The 25,366-nt window shown below is 65.5% G+C and carries 20 protein-coding genes and 1 pseudogene; 6 read left to right on the top strand and 15 right to left on the bottom strand.

What is annotated here, in order from left to right:
- The first annotated feature begins 103 nt into the window (after positions 1 to 103).
- Positions 104 to 619: an ankyrin repeat domain-containing protein gene (locus HMPREF3014_RS24755; protein WP_003091630.1), complete on the top strand. Its 516-nt coding sequence runs from the start codon at positions 104 to 106 to the stop codon at positions 617 to 619.
- Between the two features lie 3 nt (positions 620 to 622).
- Here the strand turns inward: HMPREF3014_RS24755 and HMPREF3014_RS24750 are convergent, their stop codons facing one another.
- The gene (locus tag HMPREF3014_RS24750; RefSeq protein ID WP_003119669.1) at positions 623 to 1,126 is read right to left on the bottom strand and encodes a cysteine hydrolase family protein; all 504 of its coding nucleotides are present in this window, start codon (positions 1,124 to 1,126) and stop codon (positions 623 to 625) included.
- Between the two features lie 79 nt (positions 1,127 to 1,205).
- Between HMPREF3014_RS24750 and HMPREF3014_RS24745 the strand changes: the two genes are divergently transcribed.
- Positions 1,206 to 1,619 carry a hypothetical protein gene (locus tag HMPREF3014_RS24745; RefSeq protein WP_003091632.1) on the top strand — a complete coding sequence of 138 codons (414 nt, stop codon included), beginning with the start codon at positions 1,206 to 1,208 and terminating at the stop codon, positions 1,617 to 1,619.
- Positions 1,620 to 1,657: 38 nt separating this feature from the next.
- On the opposite strand, the gene HMPREF3014_RS33930 is transcribed toward HMPREF3014_RS24745, so the two are convergent.
- The 7 genes and pseudogenes from HMPREF3014_RS33930 to HMPREF3014_RS24715 all read right to left on the bottom strand — a co-directional run bounded on the left by HMPREF3014_RS33930 (position 1,658) and on the right by HMPREF3014_RS24715 (position 9,472).
- Complete coding sequence (locus HMPREF3014_RS33930) at positions 1,658 to 3,793, bottom strand: T6SS phospholipase effector Tle1-like catalytic domain-containing protein (RefSeq protein WP_023087136.1); 2,136 nt, start codon at positions 3,791 to 3,793, stop codon at positions 1,658 to 1,660.
- Between the two features lie 530 nt (positions 3,794 to 4,323).
- Positions 4,324 to 4,875, bottom strand: a complete 552-nt coding sequence (locus HMPREF3014_RS33925; RefSeq protein WP_071535051.1) for a Tli1a family immunity protein — start codon at positions 4,873 to 4,875, stop codon at positions 4,324 to 4,326.
- A 208-nt stretch (positions 4,876 to 5,083) separates the two neighbouring features.
- Positions 5,084 to 5,218: a DUF3304 domain-containing protein gene (locus tag HMPREF3014_RS35200; RefSeq protein ID WP_227358676.1), complete on the bottom strand. Its 135-nt coding sequence runs from the start codon at positions 5,216 to 5,218 to the stop codon at positions 5,084 to 5,086.
- A 185-nt stretch (positions 5,219 to 5,403) separates the two neighbouring features.
- Positions 5,404 to 5,918: pseudogene (locus HMPREF3014_RS35465) on the bottom strand (DUF3304 domain-containing protein); the annotation flags it as partial.
- Entirely contained in the window at positions 5,915 to 6,730 is an 816-nt protein-coding gene (locus HMPREF3014_RS24725; protein WP_003107607.1) for a toxin Tle1 chaperone Tla1, read from the bottom strand. The gene HMPREF3014_RS24725 and the pseudogene HMPREF3014_RS35465, both read right to left, overlap by 4 nt.
- A gap of 9 nt (positions 6,731 to 6,739) precedes the next feature.
- Complete coding sequence (tssI, locus tag HMPREF3014_RS24720) at positions 6,740 to 8,806, bottom strand: type VI secretion system Vgr family protein (protein ID WP_009876830.1); 2,067 nt, start codon at positions 8,804 to 8,806, stop codon at positions 6,740 to 6,742.
- A gap of 228 nt (positions 8,807 to 9,034) precedes the next feature.
- Complete coding sequence (locus tag HMPREF3014_RS24715; RefSeq protein WP_003105490.1) at positions 9,035 to 9,472, bottom strand: HIT family protein; 438 nt, start codon at positions 9,470 to 9,472, stop codon at positions 9,035 to 9,037.
- A 204-nt stretch (positions 9,473 to 9,676) separates the two neighbouring features.
- Here HMPREF3014_RS24715 and phoA point away from each other — a divergent pair, with 204 nt between their 5' ends.
- Positions 9,677 to 11,107 carry an alkaline phosphatase gene (phoA, locus tag HMPREF3014_RS24710; protein WP_003112133.1) on the top strand — a complete coding sequence of 477 codons (1,431 nt, stop codon included), beginning with the start codon at positions 9,677 to 9,679 and terminating at the stop codon, positions 11,105 to 11,107.
- A gap of 72 nt (positions 11,108 to 11,179) precedes the next feature.
- Here the strand turns inward: phoA and hrpA are convergent, their stop codons facing one another.
- From hrpA to fadD2, 4 genes are all read right to left on the bottom strand, one after another.
- Positions 11,180 to 15,160, bottom strand: coding sequence for an ATP-dependent RNA helicase HrpA (hrpA, locus tag HMPREF3014_RS24705; RefSeq protein ID WP_003117596.1), 3,981 nt, complete (start codon positions 15,158 to 15,160; stop codon positions 11,180 to 11,182).
- Positions 15,161 to 15,544: a hypothetical protein gene (locus tag HMPREF3014_RS35190; protein WP_023087135.1), complete on the bottom strand. Its 384-nt coding sequence runs from the start codon at positions 15,542 to 15,544 to the stop codon at positions 15,161 to 15,163.
- 121 nt (positions 15,545 to 15,665) lie between these two features.
- Positions 15,666 to 17,354 (bottom strand): long-chain-fatty-acid--CoA ligase FadD1, encoded by a 1,689-nt coding sequence (gene fadD1 / locus HMPREF3014_RS24695; RefSeq protein ID WP_003091643.1) that lies wholly within the window; start codon positions 17,352 to 17,354, stop codon positions 15,666 to 15,668.
- 234 nt (positions 17,355 to 17,588) lie between these two features.
- On the bottom strand, positions 17,589 to 19,277 hold the full coding sequence (gene fadD2, locus HMPREF3014_RS24690; protein WP_003130348.1) for a long-chain-fatty-acid--CoA ligase FadD2: 1,689 nt from the start codon (positions 19,275 to 19,277) through the stop codon (positions 17,589 to 17,591).
- A 246-nt stretch (positions 19,278 to 19,523) separates the two neighbouring features.
- Here fadD2 and HMPREF3014_RS24685 point away from each other — a divergent pair, with 246 nt between their 5' ends.
- The 3 genes from HMPREF3014_RS24685 to HMPREF3014_RS24675 all read left to right on the top strand — a co-directional run bounded on the left by HMPREF3014_RS24685 (position 19,524) and on the right by HMPREF3014_RS24675 (position 22,267).
- Positions 19,524 to 20,474 carry an alpha/beta hydrolase gene (locus tag HMPREF3014_RS24685; protein ID WP_003115465.1) on the top strand — a complete coding sequence of 317 codons (951 nt, stop codon included), beginning with the start codon at positions 19,524 to 19,526 and terminating at the stop codon, positions 20,472 to 20,474.
- A complete protein-coding gene (locus HMPREF3014_RS24680; protein ID WP_003117593.1) occupies positions 20,471 to 20,941 on the top strand; it encodes a MaoC family dehydratase in 471 nt (156 codons plus the stop codon). Before HMPREF3014_RS24685 ends, HMPREF3014_RS24680 begins: the two co-directional genes overlap by 4 nt.
- Before the next feature lie 150 nt (positions 20,942 to 21,091).
- A complete protein-coding gene (locus HMPREF3014_RS24675; RefSeq protein ID WP_003130346.1) occupies positions 21,092 to 22,267 on the top strand; it encodes an MFS transporter in 1,176 nt (391 codons plus the stop codon).
- Here the strand turns inward: HMPREF3014_RS24675 and HMPREF3014_RS24670 are convergent.
- Genes HMPREF3014_RS24670 through HMPREF3014_RS24660 form a run of 3 tightly spaced genes read right to left on the bottom strand, consistent with a single transcriptional unit; the run spans position 22,248 to position 25,317 of the window.
- A complete protein-coding gene (locus tag HMPREF3014_RS24670; protein ID WP_003091654.1) occupies positions 22,248 to 23,105 on the bottom strand; it encodes an efflux RND transporter periplasmic adaptor subunit in 858 nt (285 codons plus the stop codon). The two genes, HMPREF3014_RS24675 and HMPREF3014_RS24670, sit on opposite strands and share 20 nt — an antisense overlap.
- Before the next feature lie 27 nt (positions 23,106 to 23,132).
- On the bottom strand, positions 23,133 to 23,336 hold the full coding sequence (locus HMPREF3014_RS24665) for a DUF1656 domain-containing protein (protein WP_003091655.1): 204 nt from the start codon (positions 23,334 to 23,336) through the stop codon (positions 23,133 to 23,135).
- On the bottom strand, positions 23,323 to 25,317 hold the full coding sequence (locus HMPREF3014_RS24660) for an FUSC family protein (RefSeq protein WP_003112019.1): 1,995 nt from the start codon (positions 25,315 to 25,317) through the stop codon (positions 23,323 to 23,325). The genes HMPREF3014_RS24665 and HMPREF3014_RS24660 overlap by 14 nt, the downstream gene beginning before the upstream one ends.
- Positions 25,318 to 25,366: the final 49 nt, after the last annotated feature.

The following is a 25,366-nucleotide window of genomic DNA, read 5'->3' as shown; positions in this document are numbered from 1 at the left end:
TCGATTGAATTTGCCAACCCGCCCCATAGGCAATGCTCAACAGCCCACCTCGGCAAGGCCGCCTATCATTCGGCAAACCCGGTATTCACAAGGAAGCAGCCCCATGACCGATAGCCCTCGTCCAGAACTGGATATGGAAACCCAGGAGTTCGTCCACCAGCTGTTCGACCTGGCCCGCCAGGGCAACAGCCAGCGCCTCGAGCAACTGCTGCAACAGGGCCTGCCGCCGAACCTGCGCAACCACAAGGGCGACAGCCTGCTGATGCTGGCCAGCTACCATGGCCACGCCGACACGGTACGCCTGCTGCTGGCCTACAAGGCCGACCCGGACCTGCGCAACCTGGCCGGGCAGACACCGCTGGCCGGCGCTGCGTTCAAGGGCGACCTGGCGATGGTCGAACTGCTCCTCGCCGGCGGCGCCGACGTCGAGGGCGCCTCGGCCGACGGCAAGACCGCACTGATGATGGCGGCCATGTTCAACCAGGCCGAGGTCGCCGCCAGCCTGCTGGCCCACGGCGCCCGTCGTGACGCCCAGGACGCCGCCGGGCTGACGCCGCTGGCGGCAGCGCGGATGATGAATGCCGAGGCCACGGTCGCGCTGCTCAGCCGGCCCCACTGAGCCTCAATCCGCCAGCACCTCGGCCAGGCTGACGACCTGGCCGAAATGATGCTTCCACAGGCGCACACCCAGCTCCCCCGAGCGATCCAGCGAGGAGCCGAGCACCAGGTCGCCGATCAGGGTCGGTTGCAGGCCGGCGTCGAACAGGGCGAAGCCGGCGGCGAGCACGCAGGTGTCGGCCTGGATGCCGCATACCAGCACCCGTTCCGCTCGCAGCGCACGCAGATGGTCGACGAGTTCCGCCGTCGGCAGGTAGCCATGCTTGACGAAGACCCGGTCGGCCGCCACCAGGCAGGCATCGTCGAGCGGCGGTCGCCAGCCGAGCTGGCGCTGGAACGGCGTACGGGATTCGTCATGGCGCTCGACGCTGGCCACCGAGGGCATCCGCCCGAGCAGTTGGCCGATGCCTTCCAGCAGCCAGTCCGGCGGGGCGAAACAGGGTTGCACGTCGACGATCAGCAGGGCCTGGCGCATCGGTAGTCGGCTCCGGAAGAACAGGCCAGGCATTCTAGCCCACTCCGCCCCGTCGCTCCGCGCTCCAGCGAAACTGGGCTAGCCTGAGGGAACCTTTCGACGGAGAGCCTTCATGCGCCCGATGTACGCCGTAGCGATCCTTTTCCTCCTGGCCGGCTGTTCCTCGGTTCCCGCCGAGAAGACCCGGGCGATCCCCGCCGAACGCCTGCTCGGCTACCAGCAACCGGTGAGCGGTGGCGGCCGGCTGGAAGTCCACCGCGACTATGGCTACCTGGGCGGCGGCTGCTACGTGGCGTTCCTTATCGACCGCCAGGTCGCCGCGCGCATCGGCGTCGGCGAGGAAGCCAGCTTCCAGGTGCCGGCGGGCGAGCATGTGGTCGGTATCGGCATCGATACCCAGGACGACACTCTCTGCGGCAAGGGCCTGCTGAACCGCGAGCTGAGAACCCGGATCGCCGCGGACGGCAACGCGCGCTTCCGCATCGTCAGCGAGGCCAGCAGCGGGTTCGACATCCGCGCCGAATGATCCGGGGCGACAGGTCGGCCGCGTTCGCCGGTCGAGGTTCAAAGCGATTCCATCAGGTCCTTGCCGCGCTTTAGCCAGCCCGGCGCCGAGCCGGGGCCCGGCGGTTGCGCCTGCTCCGTGCCCATGTCCTGCAAGGCCTGCTTCGCCTCGGCGAGCCAGGCCGGGGTCGCCGCCGCGGGCGCCTGGGTGAGTTCGGCCTTGGCCACCAGCCCGGCCAGGCTGCCCAGGTCGCGCGCCTTGAGCGCCTCCACGGTCTGCTGAGCCAGCAGCACCTGCTGCAATGCGGGCGATTGCACCGCCGCGACCGCCAGCGGCGGCGGTGGCGGCAACTGGCCGATCTGCTCGACCTTGTCGCCAGGCTCGCAGGTGAAGGCCCGCAGGTTGTCCAGCGCCGCCCCGCCGACCATCGGCAAGGCGATCCCGGTCAGCGGGTCGAAGGCGCTGATCTCCGGCAGGCCGACCTTGCCGCTCAGCAGCGGACGCGCCAGCGATGGCAGGAACAGCCCGAGCAGCATCCGCGGATCGCGACGCTTGACGCTGAGGCCGACGCTGGCCAGCATCACCCCTACGCCTACCACCCGCCCGGCGGTGGCCAGTACCGAGAGCCGCTTGTTCGACTCGTTGTCGAAATGCACCAGGCGATAGCGGAAGTAGTCGGTGAAGGGTTCTCGCGGGCCTATCGCCGAAGTGTTCATGAACCAGGCGCGGGAGTCGTGCACCTGTTCGTCGAACAGCGCCACCAGCTTTTCCTGGCCCGGCGCCACCCGGTCGGGAGCGCTGAACAACTGGTGGTAGCGCGCGCTGCCGTCGCGGTGGATCTGGCTGTATTCCTCGGCTTCGTCTTCCTCGTTGATCAGGAATACGGTGCCGCCGAGCAGCAGGTCGATCACTCCGCCCACCGTCATGCCGTCGTCGAGCACGCCCCAGTCGCCCTTGTAGTCATGGGCGAACTCGGCGGCGGCGCCGAGTAGTTGGCGCTGGTCCAGCGGCGGATCGAACTGCTTCTCCACCCGCAGGTCGCGCAGTTTGTCCTCGCCGCCGATCAGCGCCACGTTGCGATCCCACTCCGCCTGTTCGGCGGCGCTCATCGGCGGGAGCGGCTCGCCCTGCTGGGCGGCCGCGTACTCCCGGCTACGCCGCTTGTGCAGGGCCTCCCAGGCCTTCTGCTGGGCTTCCGGCATGTCCGGCGGGACATTGGCGAAGAACGCCTTGTTGCGCAGCCCGCCGGCATAGCGGTCGATGCGCCAGGCGGTGATCAACGCGGTCTCGCGACGGATCACCTCTTCCAGGGGGCCGGCCTTGGCCTGGGCCTGCCAGGCGTTGAAACGGGTGGCAAGTTCTTCGGAGACGCTGAACTCCGCTTCGGTTTCAGGCGTCATCTCCCGCCAGACTTCATGAAAGTCCGGATGAACGGCTGATTTGGGAACCTGCAAAGGAGCACCGGCATCAAAAGCTTCCGCATACATATGCTGCAGCGCTATCTGGGATAGCAGGAATTCCGAACCTCCCACCGCCTTACCCTGGTTGCCAACGCCATAACCCCCTCCAACATCCGAGTGAACACCAGGGTATGCATATTCCACCGTACCCTGCCGATAGCAGGAAGGCCCCGTACGACGTCCGTTGGCATCCAGGTCGCGACGGCGGATCGAATCCAGCGGAAAACTGGCACGCTGCTCATGGCATGAGATCAAATGCACGCAACGTTTCAGAAAAGCGCAGTCTTCCGGCAATGTGGTCGGTAGGCACTGAACCTGGGCTTCGTCGGGCAGCCGCATGGTGCCGTCGGCCCAATCCATATGTCCGGCGGCGAACGGCGCGCTATCCGCCAGTCCAACTGCCGCCACGGTATCGAAAAGGCCGAGGAACTCGATGGAGATCGGCAGGCCGGCGAAGCGATATTCCACCCGGCCATCGGCACCGCTGGCCCGAGTCAGCTCCTGCAGCCAGTTGGCGAAGGCTCGTGCCTCCGCCGCCCCACGGGAGAATCCATAGATATACAAACGCATGGCCAGGATATGCGGTTTCTGCCCTGAGTCCTGACGCTGGCGAAGCTTTTCCTCCAGTTCCTTGAGTTTTGGCTCCAAGGCAGCTCGGCGTTTTTTCTCGCCGTTCTCCAACAACCCACCGGTTAGAACCTTGGCAATTCCATTGGTTGCCATGTTCTTAATCATTGTTTGAGACTCATCTAGCAGAAGAGGACTTTCTGGGGTAAGCGTTCCTTGCAAAACATCAACCAAGCGGGTTATTCCCCAGTTTACTCTGTTCTCCCCACCTGCCGCCGCAATCAAACCGAGACTCGACGGAGTATATTCCCGAATATCTGGAAATACCGTACCAACCCCAGGGCAGTAATATCGAAAGAAACCCAACCCTTCCTGCACGGAGCCTTCTCCGACAGAAGCATGAAATAGCTTTGCCACATTACTTCTAGAAGGCGGCAATGATGCACCATCAGCCCGATCATTATTATTAGTACCATCATAGCCTATGCTCACATGCAGAGTTTTACAACAAGGTATTCCACTGCTTTCTCCGCCACCCTCCCTATCCCGCTTGATTTTTTCCTCATTATACTTCCGCTCTTCTTTTACCTGCCGACTTATATTCTTAGAGAGAACACTTGGCTCAAGCGGAAGAAGCCTTTCCTTCGGAAATTCAGGAGCAACACTGACAGTCACACGAATATCTTCTCGCAAGACATTTATTTCTTCGGACATTCTGCCACTCTCTCCATAACCATCGGATAGTTATAAGGATATCCAGGGTACCCCGGAGAAGTGGCCGCAGCAGTTACACGAACCTGATTGCAAGGCAGAAAGTGAACTCTTATCGGCCCAGGCCTTTCATACCTAGGTATTTCAACAACCGCCTTGTGATGCGTGTAATTTTTAGCATGTCGTCGATAGTCCTGCATATCCAGACTCCCGTACCGATCTCGCTTTAGTTCAGCCTTAGGATTAGGATCAATTTCCCACTCTACAATCGCCTCCAAACCCGGCACCCAGTACTTTGGAATCACGCCACAACATACTTGCCCACCTCCGCCCTGATGAGGGCCCAGGTTTGGCCCCCCGGCACCATTCACCGTAAATTCGTTAATCGCCGCCGGAGTATGGTTGTAACCCATGATAGGTGCAGACAGCACTTCAGGCCCAGCCTGGCATGCCACCAGCCCAAAGAAGGTGCTGAGAAAAACCACCAGCCCAATGGAATTTTTATTTCCCACACAGATCAAGTTCATCAACTTCTGCATGACATACCCCTCATATCAAAGTACCCTTTATTCGGATATTCAGGATGAAACGGCGTATAACAGGCAACTGAAGTAGTAACCTTATCACATGGAAGAAAGTGCATTTTTAGCGAACAAATCTCCTTACTATCACAAGAAGATATATCGACAGTTTCCTTATGACGAACATACAAGACCCCATGCTCTCTCATACGTTTTCTCCAGCCATCTAAAAATATCTTTCCGGCCAGTCTTTATAAGCCCCTGACTCAGGATCTACCTCCCACTCTACGGTTGCCTTCAAGCCCGGCTTCCAAACTCTAGGAACGACACCACAACATACCTGCCCTGCTCCCCCTGAAATGGACCAAGGTTTAATCCGCCAGCACCATTTACACTGAATCTGTTAATAGCCGCCGAAGTATGCTTGTATCCTCCGATAGGAGTAGACACCATATCAGGGCCTGCCTGGCACGCTTGTAAAAACAAAAAACCTATCAGTAAAGCAATCAGCCAAACAGGTGTCCTTAACCCCTTTGCATTCAAGATGCTTTTGCATGAAGGCTCTCTCTTCTGAAAATACTTTCTATCTGGATACTCTGGATGCCCCTGGCTGTAATAGGTTGTTGAGACCACGACCTGGTCGCACGGGAGGAAATGCACCTGCAACAGGCATATTTTTTCACTATATCTAGGTATATCCACGATCATCTTATGTCGGGTGTAGCTTGAGGCATGTCTCAAGTAATCATCTTTATCCAGCCGTCCATATTTATCTCGCCTTATAGCGGCGTGCGGTTTGGGATCTTTCTCCCATTCCACGACAGCTTTCAAATTTGGATTCCACTTCTTTGGAATCACTCCGCAACAAACCTGGCTACCATCCCCCTGATAAGGGTCTAAACGCGGTCCACCCGCCCCATTCACCGAAAACCAATTGATCGCCGCGGACGTATGGTTGTAACCCATCACCGGCGCCGCCAGCATGTCCGCCCGCTCTGGCAGCCCGCGGCCAGCAGGGGCCCCGGAAGCAGGGCGGGAAGGCCGATGCCGCGCCCGTTCATGCGCGACTCGTTCCCGCCGGGGAAAAGCCGGGGCCGGGGGTCTGTTCGCGTAGCCATTGGGCGACGAAGGCATCGCGCTGGTCGAAGTCCTGCAAGCCCTGGCGGTCGGCGGCCAGGTGCGCCTGGACCAGATGCTGGAGCAGGCTTTCCTGGCTGCCCAGGCCATGCTCGCGGGGCAGCACGAAGTATTCGCGGCGGTAGGCTTCGGCCTCGCTCCAGGCGCGCAAGGCAGCGACCTGGTGCGCTTCCAGGCGGAGGGCCGCTTGCAGCGGCGGCGTCTCGTGGGCCTGGTAATGACCGGCCAGCGCCCTCGGCCGGCCGTCGCGGTCCAGCCAGTGCCAGCTGGAAACCGGGGCATGCAGGTAACGGCTCTGCCGGGGATCGAGCATGTCGCTGACGGCCATGAACAGGCCCGGCTCGTAGAAACGCAGTACGCCGCTGGAACGACCCTGGTTCCACTCGGCCTGGGTGCAGCTGCGCAGGTGCTCGCCCAGGCGCGGCAACGGCCAGGGGCTGAACAGGAGCATCAGATGGCGGCGGCAGTCGATGCGTTCGAGCAGTTCGTCCAGCCAGGCCGCGTGGCCGTCTTCCAGGCGCAGCAGCAGCGGGCCCTCGTCGGCCAGGGCGGCCTCCGGGGTTTGCTCCAGCAATTTGAACAGCGCCGGAGGATCGCTTTGCCGCGCATGCTCGGCGAGCAAGGGATAGTCGTCCAGCCCGGTGGCATCGACCAATACATCGATGTGGGTCTGCAAGCCGCGATCGCGGGAGCGCTGCCACAGCTCGCGGGCCCAATGGCGGGGGTTCGGCGTCATCGCGGTTCCTCAGCGCTCGGCGAGCGCCTGGCCTCTTTTCTTCGCCTGTAGCAGGCACTCTTCGCAGACCGGTTGCCGCGGCGGCAGGTTGGCCGCGACCGCCTCGGGTGGCGCGCCGGAGCTGTCCTGGTCGGCCATGCCCGGCACCCGCGGCATCTTGATCGCGATCCCCGAGCCGCTTCCCGGCGCGCCGCCTGCATTGATCCGTGCCAGCGGGCCGCTGATGGCGATGCCACTTGCGTCGAGCCGGATGAAGCTGCCGCCGGCCTTCACCGTCAGTTCGCTGTCAGCCTCGATCACCATCTTCTGCCCGGCCTTCAGGTGGATCTCGCGCCCGGCCCTGGCCAGGTAGGCACGACCGAGCTTCACGTGCTGGCTGTCGCCGACCGTCAGGTGGTCATCGGCCTTCAGCTCGACCTTGCGCTCTCCGTGCACGGTGTGATGCTCCTCGGCCTTGAACTCGCTGTAGCTGTTCGCCTCCACGGTGTCGTGGCGTTCGTGGCCGACGCGGATCTTCTGGTCATGCTCGATGTTCTCGTCCCAGTCGCGCTGGGCATGGACGAAGATCTGTTCCTGGCCCTTGCGATCCTCGATGCGCAGCTCGTTGTAGCCACCGCCGCCAGGGCTGCTGAGACTCTTGAAGACGCTGCGGGTCTGGTTCGCCGGCAACTCGTAGGGCACCGGGTGGGCGGCGTGGTAGACGCAGCCGCTGACCAGCGGCTGGTCGGGATCGCCTTCGAGGAAGTCCACCAGCACTTCCATGCCGACCCGCGGAATGACGATGCCGCCATAGCCGTTGCCGGCCCAACCGCTGGCTACGCGCAGCCAGCAACTGCTCTTGTCGTCGCCCTGGCCCTCGCGGTCCCAGTGGAACTGTACCCTGACCCGGCCGTAGCGGTCGCAGTGGATTTCCTCGCCTGGCGGGCCGGTCACCACCGCGGTCTGGCTGCCCAGCACGCGCGGCTTCGGGTGTTCCAGCGGCGGGCGGAAGAACACCTCCCAGGGCGTCGCGAGGAAGCGGTTGCGGTAGCCCTGCTGGAAGTCGTCCGTGCTGGCCGACGTGTCGGAGGTAACGTTCTCTTCCAGCACCTGCGGCTGCTTGCCTTCGTGGAAGACTTCGCTGAGCAGCCACAGGTCGTTCCACTCCGCGCGCGGGTGCTCGGCGATCTCCAGGAAGTGCCCGCTGACCAGCAGCGGCTGGTCGCTGACCCCTTCGCCCAGGCGCCGGTCGGCGCGGTGCCGCTCCAGGGCGCGCTGGCTGAGCAGCTTGCCGCGCTGGCGATCGACGAAGCGACCGGGGTAGTCGTAGTCCTCCAGGTCCGGCTCGGCCGGGGCGTCGGCAGCGGGGCGATTGCCGGCCTCCAGCAGCAGCCGCGGCTTCTCGAAGTCGTAGTCGCGGCGAGTGGTGCGCGTGGTGCGGCTGGCCAGGCGCAGGCTGAAGCGCTTGATCACCGGTTCGTCGGCGACCAGCCCGCTGTCGTGCACGTAGGCGGTGGGACGGCCCAGGCGGGGGAACACCGTCTGGTCGTCGCCGAACACCAGCAGGTGCGCCTCGGCGCTGTGCCGGAAATGGAAATGGATGCCCTCTTCGGCACAGAGGCGCTGGACGAAATGCAGGTCGCTTTCGTCGTACTGCACGCAGTATTCGCGTTCGGGATACCGGGTGCCGAGCTGGAAGCGGTAGGCGTCGGCGAGGATGCCGTGCTCCTCGAGGATCAGGGCGACGATCTGCGGCACCGTGAGGTGCTGGAAGATCCGCTGGTTGCTGCGCTGCGCGAGGTAGGCCAGTTGCGGCACGAGGGTGAGGCGATAGCGGGTCAGGCGCTTGCCGGCATCGCCTTGGGCAGCGCCGTAGACCAGGCCGTGGACACCCTGGCCCTGCGGGGTGAAGGCGAGGAAGGCGGGCCGGTGCATGAGCGCTTCGAGGTCGAGGCCGGCGCGCTCGCTGACCAGTTCGAGTTCGAAGCGGTAGGGCCGGCTGATGCCTTCGTGGCCGTTGAAGGCGAGGACCTGCAGGTCGTGACGGAGGCCGTCGAGGCTGAGGCTGAAGTGGGTCTGGTTGGCCGGGTTGAACATCCGCTGTCCCCTGTTTCTCGAAAAACCTGCACGGCTGGCGTCCCTGTTCGCCGTGCTCGATCCGAAGTGCGTGATCGCGCGGATGCTACGTCAAAAAAACTGTGCAAATTGTTGCGCACATCGCCGGAAAACCGCGGCGCGCCTGACCCTCGACAGTATGTAACAAAATATTTCAGAAAAATCCGACGAGCGAAGGACCGCCCCCGAACCGGGCCGGCCCATGCGCAATCAGCCTTGCAGACGCTGCGCCAAACGCTCCTGAAGTTGTGCGAGCACTTCCGGGTCGCCCTGCTTCGCCGCATGGATGCCGAGATTCTCGCCGCTGAAGCGCGGGATGACGTGGAAATGGATGTGGAAGACCGTCTGCCCGGCAGGGGCGCCGTTGAACTGGGCGACCTGCACGCCGTCCGGCTGCACCTCCTCGACCAGGGCGCGGGTCAGGCGCTGGACCACGGCCATGACCTTGGCCAGGTTCTGCGCATCGATCTCGAGCAGGTTGCGCGCCTCGGCGTGCTTGGGAATCACCAGGGTATGCCCGTAGGACTGCGGGAACAGATCGAGGAAAGCGAGCACGTCCTCGTCTTCGTAGACCTTGTAGCAGGGAGCTTCGCCGCGAATGATCTTGGCGAAGATGTTCTGGGAATCGTAAACGCCGTGCAAACTCATGGAGGCTTTCCTTGAACGAACCGGAATAGACCTGCGCACCATACCGGCTCGCTCCCCGCTCGTCACGACGTGATGCGTCGCGCGCTCCACACACTTCGAAAGAAATTGTCACAAGCCCGTCATCACCCTTCCCTACTTTCGTAGCACTCGCCGGATGGCCCTGCCGTCTCGCACAGCCACCTCCTCAACATAGGGAAATGCGTCATGACCCCAGGTTATCCCCTCGCCCTCTCTCTTGCCGTCTCCATGGCCGTGCTCGGCAGCGCCTTGCCGGCCCAGGCGCGCCAGGACGATCCGTCGCTGTTCAACCGCCAGGCCCGTGGCGAACTCAGCGAGTACGGCGGCGCACGGCGCGTCGAGCAGGACCTGACCCAGGCCCTGAAGCAGTCGCTGTCGAAGAAGAAGGCGAAGAACGTGATCCTGCTGATCGGCGACGGCATGGGCGACTCCGAGATCACCGTGGCGCGCAACTACGCGCGCGGCGCGGGCGGCTACTTCAAGGGTATCGATGCGCTGCCGCTGACCGGCCAGTACACCCACTACTCCCTGCACAAGGACAGCGGCCTGCCGGACTACGTGACCGATTCCGCCGCCTCCGCCACCGCCTGGACCACCGGGGTCAAGTCGTACAACGGCGCAATCGGCGTGGATATCCACGAACAGCCGCACCGCAACCTGCTGGAGCTGGCCAAGCTCAACGGCAAGGCCACCGGCAACGTCTCCACCGCCGAGCTGCAGGACGCCACCCCGGCCGCCCTGCTCGCCCACGTCACCGCTCGCAAGTGCTACGGCCCCGAGGCAACCAGCAAGCAGTGCCCGAGCAATGCCTTGGAGAACGGCGGCGCCGGCTCGATCACCGAGCAGTGGCTGAAGACCCGCCCTGACGTGGTTCTCGGCGGCGGCGCCGCGACCTTCGCGGAAACCGCCAAGGCTGGCCGCTATGCCGGCAAGACCCTCCGCGCCCAGGCCGAAGCCCGCGGCTACCGGATCGTCGAGAACCTCGACGAGCTGAAAGCCGTGCGCCGCGCCAACCAGAAGCAGCCGCTGATCGGCCTGTTCGCGCCGGGCAACATGCCAGTGCGCTGGCTCGGTCCGACCGCCACCTACCACGGCAACCTGAACCAGCCGGCGGTGAGCTGCGAGGCGAACCCGAAGCGCACCGCCGACATCCCGACCCTGGCGCAAATGACCAGCAAGGCCATCGAGCTGCTGAAGGACAATCCGAACGGCTTCTTCCTGCAGGTCGAGGGCGCGTCCATCGACAAGCAGGACCACGCCGCGAATCCGTGCGGCCAGATCGGCGAGACCGTCGACCTCGACGAAGCCGTGCAGAAGGCCCTGGCCTTCGCCAAGGCCGATGGCGAGACCCTGGTGATCGTCACCGCCGACCACGCCCACTCCAGCCAGATCATCCCGCCGGAAACCGCCGCGCCGGGGCTGACCCAACTGCTCACGACCAAGGACGGCGCGCCGCTGGCGATCAGCTACGGCAACTCCGAGGAAGGCTCCCAGGAGCACACCGGCACCCAGTTGCGCATCGCCGCCTACGGCCCGCAGGCCGCCAATGTCACCGGCCTGACCGACCAGACCGACCTGTTCTTCACCATCCGTCGCGCACTGAACCTGCGCGACTGATCGGACCAGAACGAAAAAGGCGCGCCGGTTTCGACCGGCGCGCCTTTTTCGTTTCGCGCGGTATCCCTGGAACTAGCCCTCGACCTGGCTCCACTGCTTGGCCAGGCGCTTGTCCGAGACCGGCAGCCGGGTTCCCAGTTGCTGGGCGAACAGCGAGACCCGGTACTCCTCCAGCATCCAGCGATACACCTGCAACTCGGCGTCGCGCTTGCCTTCCTGGGCGTGCTTGGCGAGGCGCGCCTGGTATTGCGCCCAGAGTTCGCCCAGCTCGCCGCTCCACACCCGGTCGCGCTGGACCTGGCCGGCGACCTTGTCCAGGCGCTGCTCGATGGCCTTGAGGTAACGCGGATACTCCTTCAACCACTCCAGCGGGGTGGCGCGGACGAACCCCGGATACACCAGGTTGGCCAGTTGGCCCTTGACGTCGTTCAGCGGCACGGTCATGGCCAGCTCGACCTTGCCCTTGAAGCGCTTCTGCAGGCCGTGCCAGAGCTTGAGGATATCCAGCACCAGGCGTGCCAGGCGCTCGGCGTGCTCGTTCCAGGCAGCGCGCTTGCGCTCGGCCAGCGCGGCCAGGGCGGCGCCGTCGCGCGGCAGGCTTTCGCCCTGCAACACGCAACTGTCGAGACTGGCCAGGAGGATGTCCTCGACCAGCGCCTCGACCCGTCCCAGCTCGCGGTACAGCAGGCCCATCTCGGTCTGCCCCGGCAGCTTGGCGCGCAGGTACTTGGCCGGCTCGGCCAGTTGCTGCAACAGCAGTCGTTGCAGGGCGCGGCGGTGTTGGTAGTCGGCCTCGGCCTGGGTCGGGAAGCGCCCTTCCTTGACCTCGCCCTGCTCCTCCACCAGCGCCGGGTATACCGTCATCGACAATCCGGCGACCTTCTGCTGGGCCTTCTCGGCGACGCTGGCGAAGGCCTTGGCCTCCACCGGACGCTGCTGTTCCTTGTCGGCCTGGGGTATCGCCAGCGCCGCCTGGCTGGCTTCGGCGAAACGCGCGATGAGTTCGGCCAGGTCGCGGCCCTCGCCGAGGAACTTGCCCTGGGCGTCGACCACCTCGATGTTCATCCGCAGGTGATCGTCCAACTGCGTCGCCGCCTCGGCCCAGGCCTCGTCGGCTACCCGCACGCCGGTCATGCGCTGAAGCTCGCGGCCCAGCGCCTGCGGCAGCGAACCTTCGCCGAAGGTGATGCGCTCCAGGGCGGCGCGGACGAAGTCCGGTACCGGCACGAAGCTCTTGCGGATCGCCTTCGGCAGGTTGCGCACCAGCGCCACCGCCTTGTCGTAGAGCAGGCCGGGCACCAGCCAGTCGATGCGTTCGGCCGGCAATTGCGGCAGCAGCGGCGCCGGTACCCGCACGGTGACGCCGTCGCGCGCGGTGCCGGGCTCGAACTGGTAGCTCAGCGACAGGTGCAGGTCGCCCAGGCGCAGGCGATCCGGGTACTGCGCCGCAGTGACTTCGCTGGCTTCACGGGCCAGCACGTCTTCCTCGCGCATCAGCAGCAGGTCCGGCTGGTTCTGCCGCTCGCGGGCGTACCATTTCTCGAAACTGGCGGTCTGGTAGATATCCGCCGGCAGGCGCGCGTCGTAATAGGCGAACAGGGTTTCCTCGTCGGCCAGGATGTCGCGCCGGCGCGCCTTGGCTTCCAGCTCGTCGAGCTTTTCCAGCAACTGCCGGTTGGCGCTCAGGCACTTGGCGCGGCTGTTGATCTCACCGCGCACCAGGCCTTCGCGGATGAACAGCTCGCGCGCCACCGGCGGGTCGATCGGACCGTAGTGCACCGGACGTCGACCGATGACGATGAGGCCGTAGAGGGTGACCTGCTCGAACGCCACCACCTGGCCGCGACGCTTCTCCCAGTGCGGCTCGAAGTGGTTGGTCTTGATCAGGTGCCCAGCCAGCGGCTCCAGCCAGTCCGGCTCGATCTTCGCGACCATTCGGGCGAACAGCTTGGTGGTCTCCACCAGTTCCGCGGCCATGATCCATTGCGGGCGCTTGCGAGCGATGCCGCTGGACGGATGGATCCAGAAACGTCGCTGGCGAGCGCCGAGGTAGTCGCCTTCCTCGGCCTTCTGCCCGATCTGGCTGAGCAGGCCGGACAGGATCGCTTTGTGGACCGCCGCGTAATCGATCCCCGGTACCTCGCGTTCGTTGTCGGCCGACGCGCCTTTCTTCGCCTCCGGCTTGCGCGCCTCGGCCTTGGCCGGACGCCCGAACGGCAGCTTCAGTTCGCGGCAGATCAGGGTCAGTTGGCGGTGGGCGTCGCGCCACTCACGCAGGCGCAGGTAGTTGAGGAAGTTCTTCCGGCACCAGCTGCGCAGGGCATTGGAACCCAGCGCCTGGCGCTGCTCCTCGAAGCCACGCCAGAGATTGATCAGCGCGGCGAAGTCGGAATCCGGGTCCTTCCATTGCGCGTGCGCCTGGTCGGCGGCCTGCTGCCGCTCCACCGGACGCTCGCGCGGGTCCTGCACGGACAGCGCGCTGGCCACCGTCAACACTTCCTCGAGGCTACCCTGCTGGGCCGCCTCCAGCAGCATGCGGCCCAGCCTCGGGTCGATCGGCAGGCGCGCCAGTTGGCGCCCCAGCGGGGTCAGCTGGCCTTCGCGGTTGACCGCCGACAGTTCCTGCAGAAGGGTGAAGCCGTCCTTGATCGCCTTGCCGTCCGGCGGCTCGATGAAGGGGAACGCCTCGATGTCGCCGAGGCGCAGGTGCAGCATCTGCAGGATCACCGCGGCCAGGTTGGTGCGGAGGATTTCCGGGTCGGTGAAGGCCGGACGCGCGTTGAAGTCCTCCTCGCTGTAGAGACGCACGCATATGCCCGGCTCGACCCGTCCGCAACGGCCCTTGCGCTGGTTGGCGCTGGCCTGCGACACCGCCTCGATGGGCAGCCGCTGGACCTTGGCGCGGTAGCTGTAGCGGCTGATCCGCGCGGTGCCGCTGTCGATCACGTAACGGATGCCCGGCACCGTCAGCGAGGTTTCCGCGACGTTGGTGGACAGCACGATCTTGCGTCCCGGGCGCGGCTGGAAGATCTTCTGCTGCTCGGCCGGGGTCAGTCGCGCGTACAGCGGCAGCACCTCGGTGTGGCGCAGGTTGGCCTTGCGCAGCATCTCCGCGGCGTCGCGGATCTCCCGCTCGCCGGGGAGGAACACCAGCACGTCGCCGGGCCGCTTGCCGACCTCGCGTTCGTGGGCGGCGATCTCGTCGAGGGCGGCGAGGATGCCCTGGTCCACCGACAGGTCGTCCTCGACCCGGTTGCCCTCCTCGTCGGTTTCCGCCGCCAGCGGCCGGTACCAGGTCTCCACCGGATAGGTGCGGCCGGAAACCTCGATCACCGGGGCGCCGTCGAAATGCCGGGAGAAACGCTCCAGGTCGATGGTCGCCGAGGTGATGATCAGCTTCAGGTCCGGACGCCGGTGCAACAGGGTCTTCAGGTAGCCGAGGAGGAAGTCGATGTTCAGGCTGCGCTCGTGGGCTTCGTCGACGATCAGCGTGTCGTAGCGCTCCAGGTAGCGGTCATGCTGGGTCTCGGCCAGGAGGATGCCGTCGGTCATCAGCTTGACCAGGGTGCTGTCGTCGCTCTGGTCCTCGAAGCGCACCTGGTAGCCGACCAGCGCGCCCAGCGGCGTGCCGATCTCTTCCGCGACCCGCGTCGCCACGCTGCGCGCCGCCAGCCGACGCGGCTGGGTATGGCCGATCAGGCCGTGGATGCCGCGACCCAGCTCCAGACAGATCTTCGGCAACTGGGTGGTCTTGCCCGAGCCGGTCTCGCCGGCGATCACCACCACCTGGTGGGCGGCGATAGCGGCCTTGATCTCGTCGCGCTTGGCGGCGATCGGCAGGCTGTCGTCGTAGCGGATCGCCGGCACGCTGGCGCGCCGCGCCTCGACCTTGGCGCAGGAGGCCTGGAAGCGCTCGACCCACTGCGCCAGGCGCGCGTCGTCGGGCTGCTTGCGCAGTTCGTGGAGCTGCCGGCGCAAGCGGTGGCGGTCGCTGATCTGGGCCTGGTCGAGGCGCCGGACGAGTTGGTCAAGGGAAGGAGTCTGGTCGGTCATCTAGGCTTTTCGAATGCTGTGAGCGTGCCGCAGTCGCGGAGGACGGGAGAAGCTCCGGCCACTGCCGAGGCGAAAAATATTCGGAATTGTCGCAGATTTGAGCGGAAGAGGACGAATCCCGGTTAACGCTCGCTGCCGCGATACGGCCGACGCTGCTGGTGGGCGATGGCCCTCTCCGCGCCCCAGTCGCTTGAGCATCTCGGCCAGCGGCAGCGCATCGGCGGTGCCCGCCCGGCAGTCGGCGAGGCGATCCTCGGCCACTGGCGGCCATTGGCGCTCCACCTCGGGGCCGGCGCGATGCAGCAATGCCTGGGTCAGTTCCAGACGCCGGCTGATCGGCAGACGGCGTATTTCTTCGGCCAGGGCAGGATCGAGGCGGGCCATGGGGGGGCCTCCGGCAGGTGATGCGCTGCCGGCACGTCCGCACAGGCCCGCTCACCCCGCAACCGACTGCCTGCAACGAAGAAGCCCCGCATCGGCGGGGCTTCTTCAGGCAACGGCGGACTTACTTCTGGCCCGCTTTCTTCAGCTCTTCGTCGCGCAGTTCGCGGCGCAGGATCTTGCCGACGTTGGTGGTCGGCAGGCTGTCGCGGAACTCCACGGCCTTCGGCCGCTTGTAGCCGGTCAGGTTGTCATGCATGTGCTGCATGACCTGTTCCTTGGTCAGGGTCGCCCCCGGCTTGACCACCACGAAGACCTTGATCGACTCGCCGGACTTCTCGTCGGGGATGCCGATCGCGGCGCACTGCAGGACGCCCGGCAGGGTCGCCAGCACGTCTTCCAGTTCGTTCGGATACACATTGAAGCCGGAGACCAGGATCATGTCCTTCTTCCGGTCGACGATGCGCATGTAGCCGTCTTCCTGGATGATGGCGATATCGCCGGTCTTCAGCCAACCATCGGCGTCGAGGATCTCGTCGGTGGCTTCCTGGCGCTGCCAGTAGCCCTTCATCACCTGCGGACCCTTCACGCAGAGTTCGCCGCGCTCGCCCAGGGGCACTTCCTGGCCGTCGTCGCCAATCACCTTGCACAGGGTCGAGGGCACCGGGATACCGATGGTGCCGACCTGGATGTTCTGGAACGGGTTGACCGATACCACCGGCGCGGTCTCGGTCATGCCGTAGCCTTCGCAGATGGCGCAGCCGGTGACTTCCTTCCAGCGCTCCGCGGTGGCCAGTTGCAGCGCCATGCCGCCGGAGAGGGTCAGCTTCAGCGCGGAGAAGTCCAGCTTGCGGAAGGTTTCGTTGTTGCACAGGGCGACGAACAGGGTGTTCAGGCCGACGAAGCCGGTGAACTTCCACTGGCCGAGGTCCTTGAGCATCGACGGCAGGTCGCGCGGGTTGGTGATCAGGATGTTGTGGTTGCCGGTGAGCATCATCGCCATGCAATGGAAGGTGAAGGCATAGATGTGGTACAGCGGCAGCGGCGCGATGAGGATCTCGCAGCCCTCGTTGAGGTTGGCGCCCATCAGCGCCTTGCACTGCAACATGTTGGCCACCAGGTTGCGGTGGGTCAGCATGGCGCCCTTGGCGACCCCGGTGGTGCCGCCGGTGTATTGCAGCACGGCGACGTCGTCGGCCTGCGGCGCGGCTTCCTGGAACGACTTGCCGGCGCCCCTGGCCAGCGCGTCGGTCAGCTTGGTGGCTTGCGGCAGGCTGTAGGCCGGCACCATCTTCTTGATGTGCTTGACCACGAAGTTGACGATGAAGCGCTTCAGCGGCGGCAGGATGTCGCCGACTTCGGTGACGATCACCTGCTTGACGCCGGTCTTCGGCAGTACGCCCTCGACCAGGTGGGCCATGTTGGCCAGGCAGACCACCGCCTTGGCGCCGGAGTCGTTGAACTGGTGTTCCAGTTCGCGCGCGGTGTACAGCGGGTTGGTGTTGACCACGATGAGGCCGGCGCGCATGGCGCCGAAGACCACGATCGGGTATTGCAGGACGTTGGGCAACTGGACGGCGATGCGGTCGCCGGGCTTGAGATCGGTGTGCTGCTGCAGGTAGGCGGCGAAGTCGCCGGACAGCTTGTACAGCTCGCCGTAGGTCAGGGTCTTGCCCAGGTTGGTGAACGCGGGCTTGGTGGCAAAACGTTGGCAGGACTCCTTCAGTACCGACAGGATGTTCGGGTACTGGTCGGGATTGATCTCGGCAGCAATACCCGCTGGGTACTTGTCCTTCCAGAAGTTTTCGATCATGGAAGCCCACTCCTAAGCAACAGCTAATCTTCACCGCTCATGGCGGCATCTTGTTGTGATCTGCTCGCTAACCCTGGACCCAGGGCTATTAGGCGCGCCGAGATTATCAGCTTTGCCAGAGGCAGACCAGCACCAAACATGACCTATTCGGTCAAAAAAATGACCGAGACATTAGTCTCGGTCACGGTCTTTCCTGTCCCCGGCAAATGCCCGTTTCAGAGCCTTGTAAGGCTATCAGGCGATTTCGCGCAGCTCACGACGGAGGATTTTACCCACAGGCGTCATCGGTAATGCATCCTTGAGCACAATCTGTCGCGGAATTTTGTATCCGGTGAGGTTTTCCTTGCAGTAGGCCTTGAGTTCCTCGACCGACAGGCTGGGGTCGCGGGCCACCACGAACAGCTTCACCGCCTCGCCGGACTTCTCGTCGGGAATGCCCACTGCCGCGCAACTGGCCACCTTCGGATGGGCCATCACCACGTCTTCGATCTCGTTGGGGTAGACATTGAAGCCGGAGACCAGGATCAGGTCCTTCTTGCGATCGACGATGCGCACGAAGCCGTCCTCGTCGATCACCGCGATGTCGCCGGTCTTCAGCCAGCCTTCGGCATCGAGAATCTCCTCGGTGGCCTCGGGACGCTGCCAGTACCCCTTCATCACTTGCGGACCTTTCACACAGAGTTCGCCACGTTCGCCGACAGGCAGCTCGTTGCCCTGCTCGTCGATCACCTTGAGCGCCGTGCCCACGACCGGTATCCCCACCGTACCCAGGCGTGCCTGCTCGCCGTAGGGGTTGGTGGTCACCACCGGCGAGCATTCGGTGAGGCCATAGCCTTCCACCACGGTGCAGCCGGTGACGCCCTTCCAGCGCTCGGCGGTGGCGCTGACCAGTGCGGTGCCGCCGGAGTTGGTGAGCTTCAGGTTGGAGAAATCGACGTCCTTGAACCCGGGGTGCTCCATCAGCGCGACGAACAGGGTGTTGAGGCCGAGCAGCGCGGAGAAACGCCACTTCTTCAGTTCCTTGATGAAACCGGGGATGTCGCGCGGGTTGGTGATCAGCACGTTATGGTTGCCGCTGACCATCATGCACATGCAGTTCGCGGTGAAGGCATAGATGTGGTAGAGCGGCAGCGGCGCGATCATCACCTCCTGCGCCTCCTTCATCAGCGGCAGGCCATCCTTGCCGAGCTGGGAAAGCTGGGCGTGGACCTGCAGCATGTTCGCCACCAGGTTGCCGTGGGTGAGCATCGCCCCCTTCGAGACCCCGGTGGTGCCGCCGGTGTACTGCAACACGGCGACATCCTCCAGGCCGACCCTGACCGGCTGCAGGGCATGGCCCTGGCCTTGCTTCAAGGCCTGCCTGAACGGCAGCGCCTGGGGCAAGCGATAATCGGGGACCATCTTCTTCACCGACTTCACCACGCTGTTCACCAGCCAACCCTTCAGCGCCGGCAACAGGTCGCCCATGCGCGCCTCGATCAGGTACTCGATCCGCGTATCCGGGAGCACTTCCTCGACCAGCTTGCCGAACACGTTCAGGTAGACCAGCGCACGCACGCCGGCGTCCTTGAACTGGTGGCGCATTTCGCGGGCGGTGTACAGCGGATTGGTGTTGACCACCACCAGCCCCGCGCGCAAGGCGCCGAACACCGCGATGGGATATTGCAGGACATTGGGCATCTGCACCGCGATGCGGTCGCCGGGCTGGAGATCGGTCTGTTTCTGCAGGTAGGCGGCGAAGGCGGCGGACAGACGATCGAGTTCGGCGTAGCTGAGCGTCACGCCGAGATTGCTGAAGGCCGGGCGGTCGGCGAATTTCTTGCAGGAGCGCTCGAAGACCTCGACTACGGAACGGTAGGCGGCGAAGTCGAGACTGTCGGGTACGCCGGCCGGGCGTTTGTCGTTCCAGAATTCAGGTTGCATTTATTCTTGTCCTCTTACCTGAGCGGGTCTGGCCCGCATGTGCGGGGCATCGGGCAACTTAGCAGTTGCGTCGGACAGCGCAAATACTCCTCCTGCCCTTATTGATAGTGTGAATCTCCAGCCTGTCGCTCTTCGCCGCCCGCCATTCCAGAGCGGCCCGTGCCCAAGGGTGGCGCTTTTCCGGGACGAAGCCGCGTACGCTGCTAGAATGCGCCGGAACGCGTCCGCCCGGCACAAGGAACGAACATGCCCGCCGCTGCCTACTGGCTCCCCGCCAGCGACGAAACCCCGCTGTACACCCGCCACTGGCCGAGCGCAACGGCCGTCGGCGCGGTGATGCTGTCCCACGGCATGGCCGAGCACGCCGGTCGCTACGAGCGTCTCGCCGCCGCGCTGAACGCTGCCGGCTACCACTTCTATGCGATCGACCAGCGCGGCCACGGCCGGACCGCCGAAGCCGACGAGCTGGGCCACTTCGCCGACCAGGGCGGCTGGGGCAAGGTGGTCGGCGACCTGGCCAGCCTGAACCACCATATCCGCCAGCAGCACCCGGAACTGCCGATCTTCCTGCTGGGCCACAGCATGGGCAGCTACATCTCCATGGCCTACCTGCTGCACCACAGCTGCAGCCTGCAAGGGGCGATCCTTTCCGGTTCCAACTACCAGCCGCAAGCGCTCTACCGGATCGCCCGCCTGATCGCCCGCTTCGAGCGCTGGCGCCAGGGGCCGCTGGGCAAGAGCGCGCTGATCGACTTCCTCTCGTTCGGCTCGTTCAACAAGGCGTTCAAGCCCAATCGCACGGCCTTCGACTGGCTCAGTCGCGATCCGCAGGAAGTCGACAGGTACGTGGCCGACCCGCTGTGCGGCTTCCGCTGCAGCAACCAGTTGTGGGTGGACCTGCTCGGCGGCCTGGCCGATATCACCCCGCCCACCCACCTGCGGCAGATCGATGCCGACCTGCCGCTGCTGATCATCGGCGGCGAACGCGACCCGGTCAGCCAGGGCAAGCGCCTGGGCGACCTGGCCGACGCCCTGCGCGGTGCCGGGCTGCGCCAGGTGACCCTGAAGACCTATCCCGAGGCCCGTCACGAGCTGTTCAACGAGAGCAACCGCGACGCGGTCACCCAAGACCTGATCGACTGGCTGGAACAGGCCCTGCGCCACCGCCGGGATCATTCGACAAAGGAGAGAACATGAGCCAGGTCCAGAACATTCCCTACGCCGAGCTAGAGGTCGGGCAAAAGGCCGAGTACACCAGCAGCATCGCCGAGCGCGACCTGCAGTTGTTCGCCGCAGTCTCCGGCGACCGCAACCCGGTGCACCTGGACGCCGCCTACGCGGCCACCACCCAGTTCAAGGAACGCATCGCCCACGGCATGCTCAGCGGCGCCCTGATCAGCGCGGCGATCGCCACCGTGCTGCCCGGCCCAGGCACCATCTATCTCGGCCAGACCCTGCGCTTCACCCGTCCGGTCAAGCTCGGCGACGACCTGAAGGTCGAACTGGAAGTCCTCGAGAAGCTGCCGAAGAACCGCGTGCGCATAGCCACGCGGGTGTTCAACCAGGCAGGCAAGCAGGTGGTCGACGGCGAAGCGGAGATCATGGCGCCGGAAGAGAAGCTCAGCGTCGAGCTGGCCGAACTGCCGCCGATCAGCATCGGCTGAGCGGCTTTCCCTATCGTCGGGCCATCCGGCCCGGCGGACTTGCCGGGCCGCCGCGCGCTGCTCTACCCTGTCCGCTGTCTTACCTCAATCACCAGGGATAACCGAAGGCACTCCACCGCCCGAAACCCCTTACCGGGAATCGGAGCCGCCATGGACCTTCGCTTGCTGTTGCTATCCCTGACCACCTTCGCCGCCGGCCTGGCGGAAAGCATCCTGATCGGCATCCTGCCGCCCCTGGCCGAAGACCTGCGGGTCTCCATCAGCCTGGCCGGCCAGCTCACCACCCTGTTCTCCCTCGGCTTCGCCCTCGCCGCACCGCTGCTCGGCTGGCTGACCCGGCGCATCGAACGCCGCCGCCTGCTGCTGGCGACCCTGCTGCTGTTCGCCCTCAGCAACGCGCTCGCCGCCCTCGCTCCGGGCTATCTCGGCCTGCTCCTGGCTCGCCTGGGAATGTCGGCCTGTTGCGGGCTGCTGATCGTCCTCGCCAGCCTGCTCGCCGCCGAGCTGGCCGCCCCGGCCCAGCGCGGCCGGGCGATCGGCCTGATCTTCATGGGCATCAGCGGTTCGCTGGTGTTCGGCGTGCCACTGGGCGTACAGATCAGCGACTGGTTCGGCTGGCGCTGGATCTTCGCCGGCATCGCGGTCTATTCGCTGCCCTTGTGCCTGCTGCTCTGGCGCTACCTGCCGCAACGCCAGGCCGGCGACCTGCCCGGCCGCGAAGGCTACCTGCGGCAGTTGCGCCAGCCCGCGCTGTGGCTCGCGCAACTGGTATCGATCCTGTTGCTCGGCGGGCACTTCACCCTGTTCGCCTATTTCACCCCGTACCTGGCGAGCATGGCCGGTATTCGCTCGCCCGGCGAGATCAGCCTGATCCTCCTGCTGATCGGCCTGGCAGCGCTGAGCGGCGGCTATATCGGCGGCTGGCTGGCCGACCGCCTCGGCCACCGGCGCGCCCTGCGTCTGGTGCCGGCGGCCTTCGCCCTGGCGCTGGCGGCGGTGCCGCTGAGCCTGGGCAGCATCGGGTTCCTGCCGGTACTGATGGTCTGGAGCGCGATCAGCTGGATGATCTCGCCGGTGGTGCAGAGCTTCCTGCTGCGCAGCGATCCGGCCAGCGGTTCCGCCGGCGTCGCCCTGAACACCTCGGCCATGCACCTGGGCGTGGGCCTCGGCGCGGCGCTGGGCGGCCTGGTGGTGGCGGCACTGGGAGTCGCCGCGACGCCCTGGGTCGGCCTCGCCCTGGTGCTGGCGGCGCTGGCCTGCGCGCTTGGCGCCAGCACGCTGGATGGCGCCACGCAAGCGCTGCCGCTCAGTCCCCCTGCACGGTAACGCTGGCGGTCATCCCGGCGCTCAGGTGGACATCCGCCGGCACCTGGTCGAGGCGGATGCGCACCGGAATGCGCTGCGCCAGGCGCACCCAGTTGAAGGTCGGCTCGACATTGGCCAGCAACTGGCCGTCCGGCGTCGAGTTGCGGTCGGTGATACCGCTGCTGATGCTCTCCACCGTGCCGTCGATCGGCTGATCGCCGCTCATCAGGCGGACCTGGGCGCGCATGCCGACGCGGATGCCGGGCAGCTTGGTTTCCTCGAAGTAGGCGACCACATAGAAGGACTGCTGGTCGACCAGCGCCATCACCGCCTGGCCCGCCGTGGCGTAGTTGCCCTGGGCCAGGCGCAGGTTGGTCACCTGGCCGTTGCGCGCAGCGCGCAGTTCGCTGCGCTTGAGGTTGAGTTCGGCGATCTTCACCTGGGCCAGCGCTTCCTGGTACTCGCTGCGAGCGATGGCGGCATTGATCTGGGCGTTTTCCTTGTCCTCGGCGCTGATCGCGCCGATGCCCAGGCGGCTGCGCCGGGCCGCCTCGTTCTGGCGCAACAGGTATTGCTGGTGACGGGTCTCGGCGACGGCGCGGGCCTGCTCCAGGTTGGCCTGGTAGCGTTCCTGGTCGATGCGCATCAGCACGTCGCCGACCTTGACCACCTGGTTGTCCTTGACCTCCAGGTCGGTCACCCAGCCGGACACGTCCGGCGCCACCACCACCACGTCGGCCCGCACCCGGGCATCGCGGGTCCAGGGCGAGAGCATGTAGTAGCGCCAGAGCCAGATGCCGGCGAGAACAGCGGCAGCGACCACCAGCAGGGTGACGACGACGCGAAGCGATGCACGCATGCGAATCTCCTTCTCGGGGCGACGGATTCAGGTCGTGGCCGCCCAGGTAATGCCACTCAACATCAAAATGAACAGGGCGCAGTCGAACAGCGCCTCGTGCCAGACCCAGCGACGCAACGGCGTTTTCTGGATCAGCACCCGCAGCGCGGCGGTGGCCGCCAGCGCCAGCAGGGCATAGACGAACAGCGGGCTGAGGTAGACGCCGCCCCAGGCCGACTCATGCAGACTCATGGCTTTCCTCCTGATGGCACCACTGCTGCCAGGTGAACAGCAGTTGCGCCAGGGCCGCGCGCGCCAGGCGGCTGGCTTCGTCGTCGTGGCGAGCGTCGCGCTCCAGGGCTTCGCGCAACGGCAGGCTGATCCGTTCCAGGCGGTCGCTGCGCGGCCCCGCGGGACCGGCCTCAAGCAGCTCGCCCAGTTCCCCGAGGAAGCGGTCGCGCGCCTTGCGCAGGACGCCACGGGCGCCTTCCAGGCAGGCCCGCAGGTGGATCAGTTCGTTACCCAGGTCGAGCGCCAGGAGGCCATCGTCCCAACGCCGCCGCTCCTGCTCCGGCAACAGGTTGGCGTGCCGCGCCAGGCGCAACAGGCGGTCGGCCATGCGCCCGCCGAACCAGTTCTCCGCCTGCGCCAGCGGGCGCCGGGTGAGGCGGCCGAGGTCGACGCAGGTGGCATCCAGCAGGCGTCGGGTCAGCCAGCCCGGACGCAAGGTCAGCAAGCGGAAGATCACCACCGCGAAGCCGACTCCGATCAGTACGCCTTGGGCGGAATTCAGCAGGGTCGCGAGGTCGTAGTCCATCTGGTTGCGCGGCGCGACCAGGACGATGAAGTGGATCGCGAACGAGGTGGCGGTGCCGGCGGTGACCGGTACGGCCATGCCCAGGGTGGCGAAGAACAGCGGCACGCCCATCGCCAGGCAGAGCAGCGGGAAGCCATTCCACTGCGGCAGCAGCCACTGGCTGACCAGCATCGCCGCCGGGATCGCGTAGACGATGCCGCGCAGGAAGCTCAGGCCGATGGCCACCGCGTTGTCGCGGTTGGCGAACAGGCTGCACACCACCGCCGCCAGCAGCATCGCGCCGGACGCCGCCGGCCAGGCGGTATAGATCCAGTAGATCGACAGCCCGAGCAACGCCAGGGCGCTACGCGCGCCGTAGAACAGCGCCATCTGCAGGTCGCGGTGCCAGGACAGGGTGCCGGCGCTGCCCACCCGCCCCTCGACCTCGCCGCTGGCCACCGCGCGCATACCCTTCTCGGCATTCACCGCCTTGAGCAGCAGCACCGAGCAGCGGGTCAGCAGGTAACGCTGGTCGTTGCTCCACTGCGGCTCGACCGCGACCTGCGCCAACTCCTCGCGCAGCGCCTGCATCGACGCCGGATCGGTTCCTTCCAGGGCGCTGGCCAGCGCGGCCAGCCAGCGCTCCACCTGGCGCTCTTCCTCTTCGCTCAGCCGCGCCCGTTGCCGGGCCACGCCGCGCGCGGTGCGCAACAGGCTGAGCAGGTCGCGCGAGAGCAACGCCAGGGCGCCGGCCCGGCGCCGCCCGCGCTCGCCTTCGAACCAGGCATGGTCGCGCTGCGCATCGACCTCGACGATCTTGCTCAGCGCGTTGAGCAGCCCCTGCGGCTGCCGCTGGCGCGGGTCGATCTCGCCGCGCGCGGCCTGCATGCCCAGCAGCCAGGTGGCGTGGGCCTGCTTATCGAGGTTCTGCTCGACCCGCTGCGGCCAGAGGATCGCACTGACCGCCGAGGCGCAGATGATCCCCAGGCAGATCTCGGTACAACGCGCCACCGCCTGCTCGAAGACCAGCAGCGGCTGGTCCACCGCCGGCAGGCCAATGATCGCCACCGTATAGCCGGAAAGTACGAAGGCATAGGAAACGTGGTTGCGCAGGGAGGTCGAGGCCGCCGTGCAGAGCCCCAGCCAGAGCGAGATGGCCAGCAGGAACAACCAGGGCGCCTGGGCGAACAGCGCGATCATCAGCACCGACATCGCGGTGCCGACCAGGGTGCCGAGCAGGCGGAACAAGCCCTTCGCCACCACCATGCCGGACAACGGCTGGGACACGATCAGCACGGTCATCAGCGCCCATTGCGGCTGCTCCAGGTCGAAGCGAAAGGCGCACCACAACGCCAGGCCGCCGGCCAGGAGCGTCTTGATGGCGAACTTGAGCGCCAGCGTCGAGGGTGCCAGGAACGGCTTCCAGTGAATGGGCACAGGGTCTTCCGAAACGGGGTCTACATCAGCATAGATAGCCGGCGAACGC

The sequence above is a fragment of the Pseudomonas sp. HMSC065H01 genome (assembly GCF_001815235.1).
Taxonomy (GTDB): domain Bacteria; phylum Pseudomonadota; class Gammaproteobacteria; order Pseudomonadales; family Pseudomonadaceae; genus Pseudomonas; species Pseudomonas aeruginosa.
This window is presented reverse-complemented; position numbering and strand designations above follow the sequence as displayed.

Bases quoted from the DNA above. Each gene is read 5' to 3' on its own strand.
- HMPREF3014_RS24680 (WP_003117593.1), top strand. From the start codon at position 20,471: ATGAGCCAGGTCCAGAACATTCCCTACGCCGAGCTAGAGGTCGGGCAA.
- HMPREF3014_RS24745 (WP_003091632.1), top strand. From the start codon at position 1,206: ATGCGCCCGATGTACGCCGTAGCGATCCTTTTCCTCCTGGCCGGCTGT.
- fadD1 (WP_003091643.1), bottom strand. From the start codon at position 17,354: ATGATCGAAAACTTCTGGAAGGACAAGTACCCAGCGGGTATTGCTGCC.
- HMPREF3014_RS33930 (WP_023087136.1), bottom strand. From the start codon at position 3,793: ATGATTAAGAACATGGCAACCAATGGAATTGCCAAGGTTCTAACCGGT.
- HMPREF3014_RS24685 (WP_003115465.1), top strand. From the start codon at position 19,524: ATGCCCGCCGCTGCCTACTGGCTCCCCGCCAGCGACGAAACCCCGCTG.
- phoA (WP_003112133.1), top strand. From the start codon at position 9,677: ATGACCCCAGGTTATCCCCTCGCCCTCTCTCTTGCCGTCTCCATGGCC.
- HMPREF3014_RS24675 (WP_003130346.1), top strand. From the start codon at position 21,092: ATGGACCTTCGCTTGCTGTTGCTATCCCTGACCACCTTCGCCGCCGGC.
- HMPREF3014_RS24670 (WP_003091654.1), bottom strand. From the start codon at position 23,105: ATGCGTGCATCGCTTCGCGTCGTCGTCACCCTGCTGGTGGTCGCTGCC.
- HMPREF3014_RS35190 (WP_023087135.1), bottom strand. From the start codon at position 15,544: ATGGCCCGCCTCGATCCTGCCCTGGCCGAAGAAATACGCCGTCTGCCG.
- HMPREF3014_RS33925 (WP_071535051.1), bottom strand. From the start codon at position 4,875: ATGCAGAAGTTGATGAACTTGATCTGTGTGGGAAATAAAAATTCCATT.
- hrpA (WP_003117596.1), bottom strand. From the start codon at position 15,160: ATGACCGACCAGACTCCTTCCCTTGACCAACTCGTCCGGCGCCTCGAC.
- HMPREF3014_RS24665 (WP_003091655.1), bottom strand. From the start codon at position 23,336: ATGAGTCTGCATGAGTCGGCCTGGGGCGGCGTCTACCTCAGCCCGCTG.
- HMPREF3014_RS24750 (WP_003119669.1), bottom strand. From the start codon at position 1,126: ATGCCTGGCCTGTTCTTCCGGAGCCGACTACCGATGCGCCAGGCCCTG.
- HMPREF3014_RS24715 (WP_003105490.1), bottom strand. From the start codon at position 9,472: ATGAGTTTGCACGGCGTTTACGATTCCCAGAACATCTTCGCCAAGATC.
- HMPREF3014_RS24755 (WP_003091630.1), top strand. From the start codon at position 104: ATGACCGATAGCCCTCGTCCAGAACTGGATATGGAAACCCAGGAGTTC.
- HMPREF3014_RS24725 (WP_003107607.1), bottom strand. From the start codon at position 6,730: ATGACGCCGAACCCCCGCCATTGGGCCCGCGAGCTGTGGCAGCGCTCC.
- tssI (WP_009876830.1), bottom strand. From the start codon at position 8,806: ATGTTCAACCCGGCCAACCAGACCCACTTCAGCCTCAGCCTCGACGGC.
- fadD2 (WP_003130348.1), bottom strand. From the start codon at position 19,277: ATGCAACCTGAATTCTGGAACGACAAACGCCCGGCCGGCGTACCCGAC.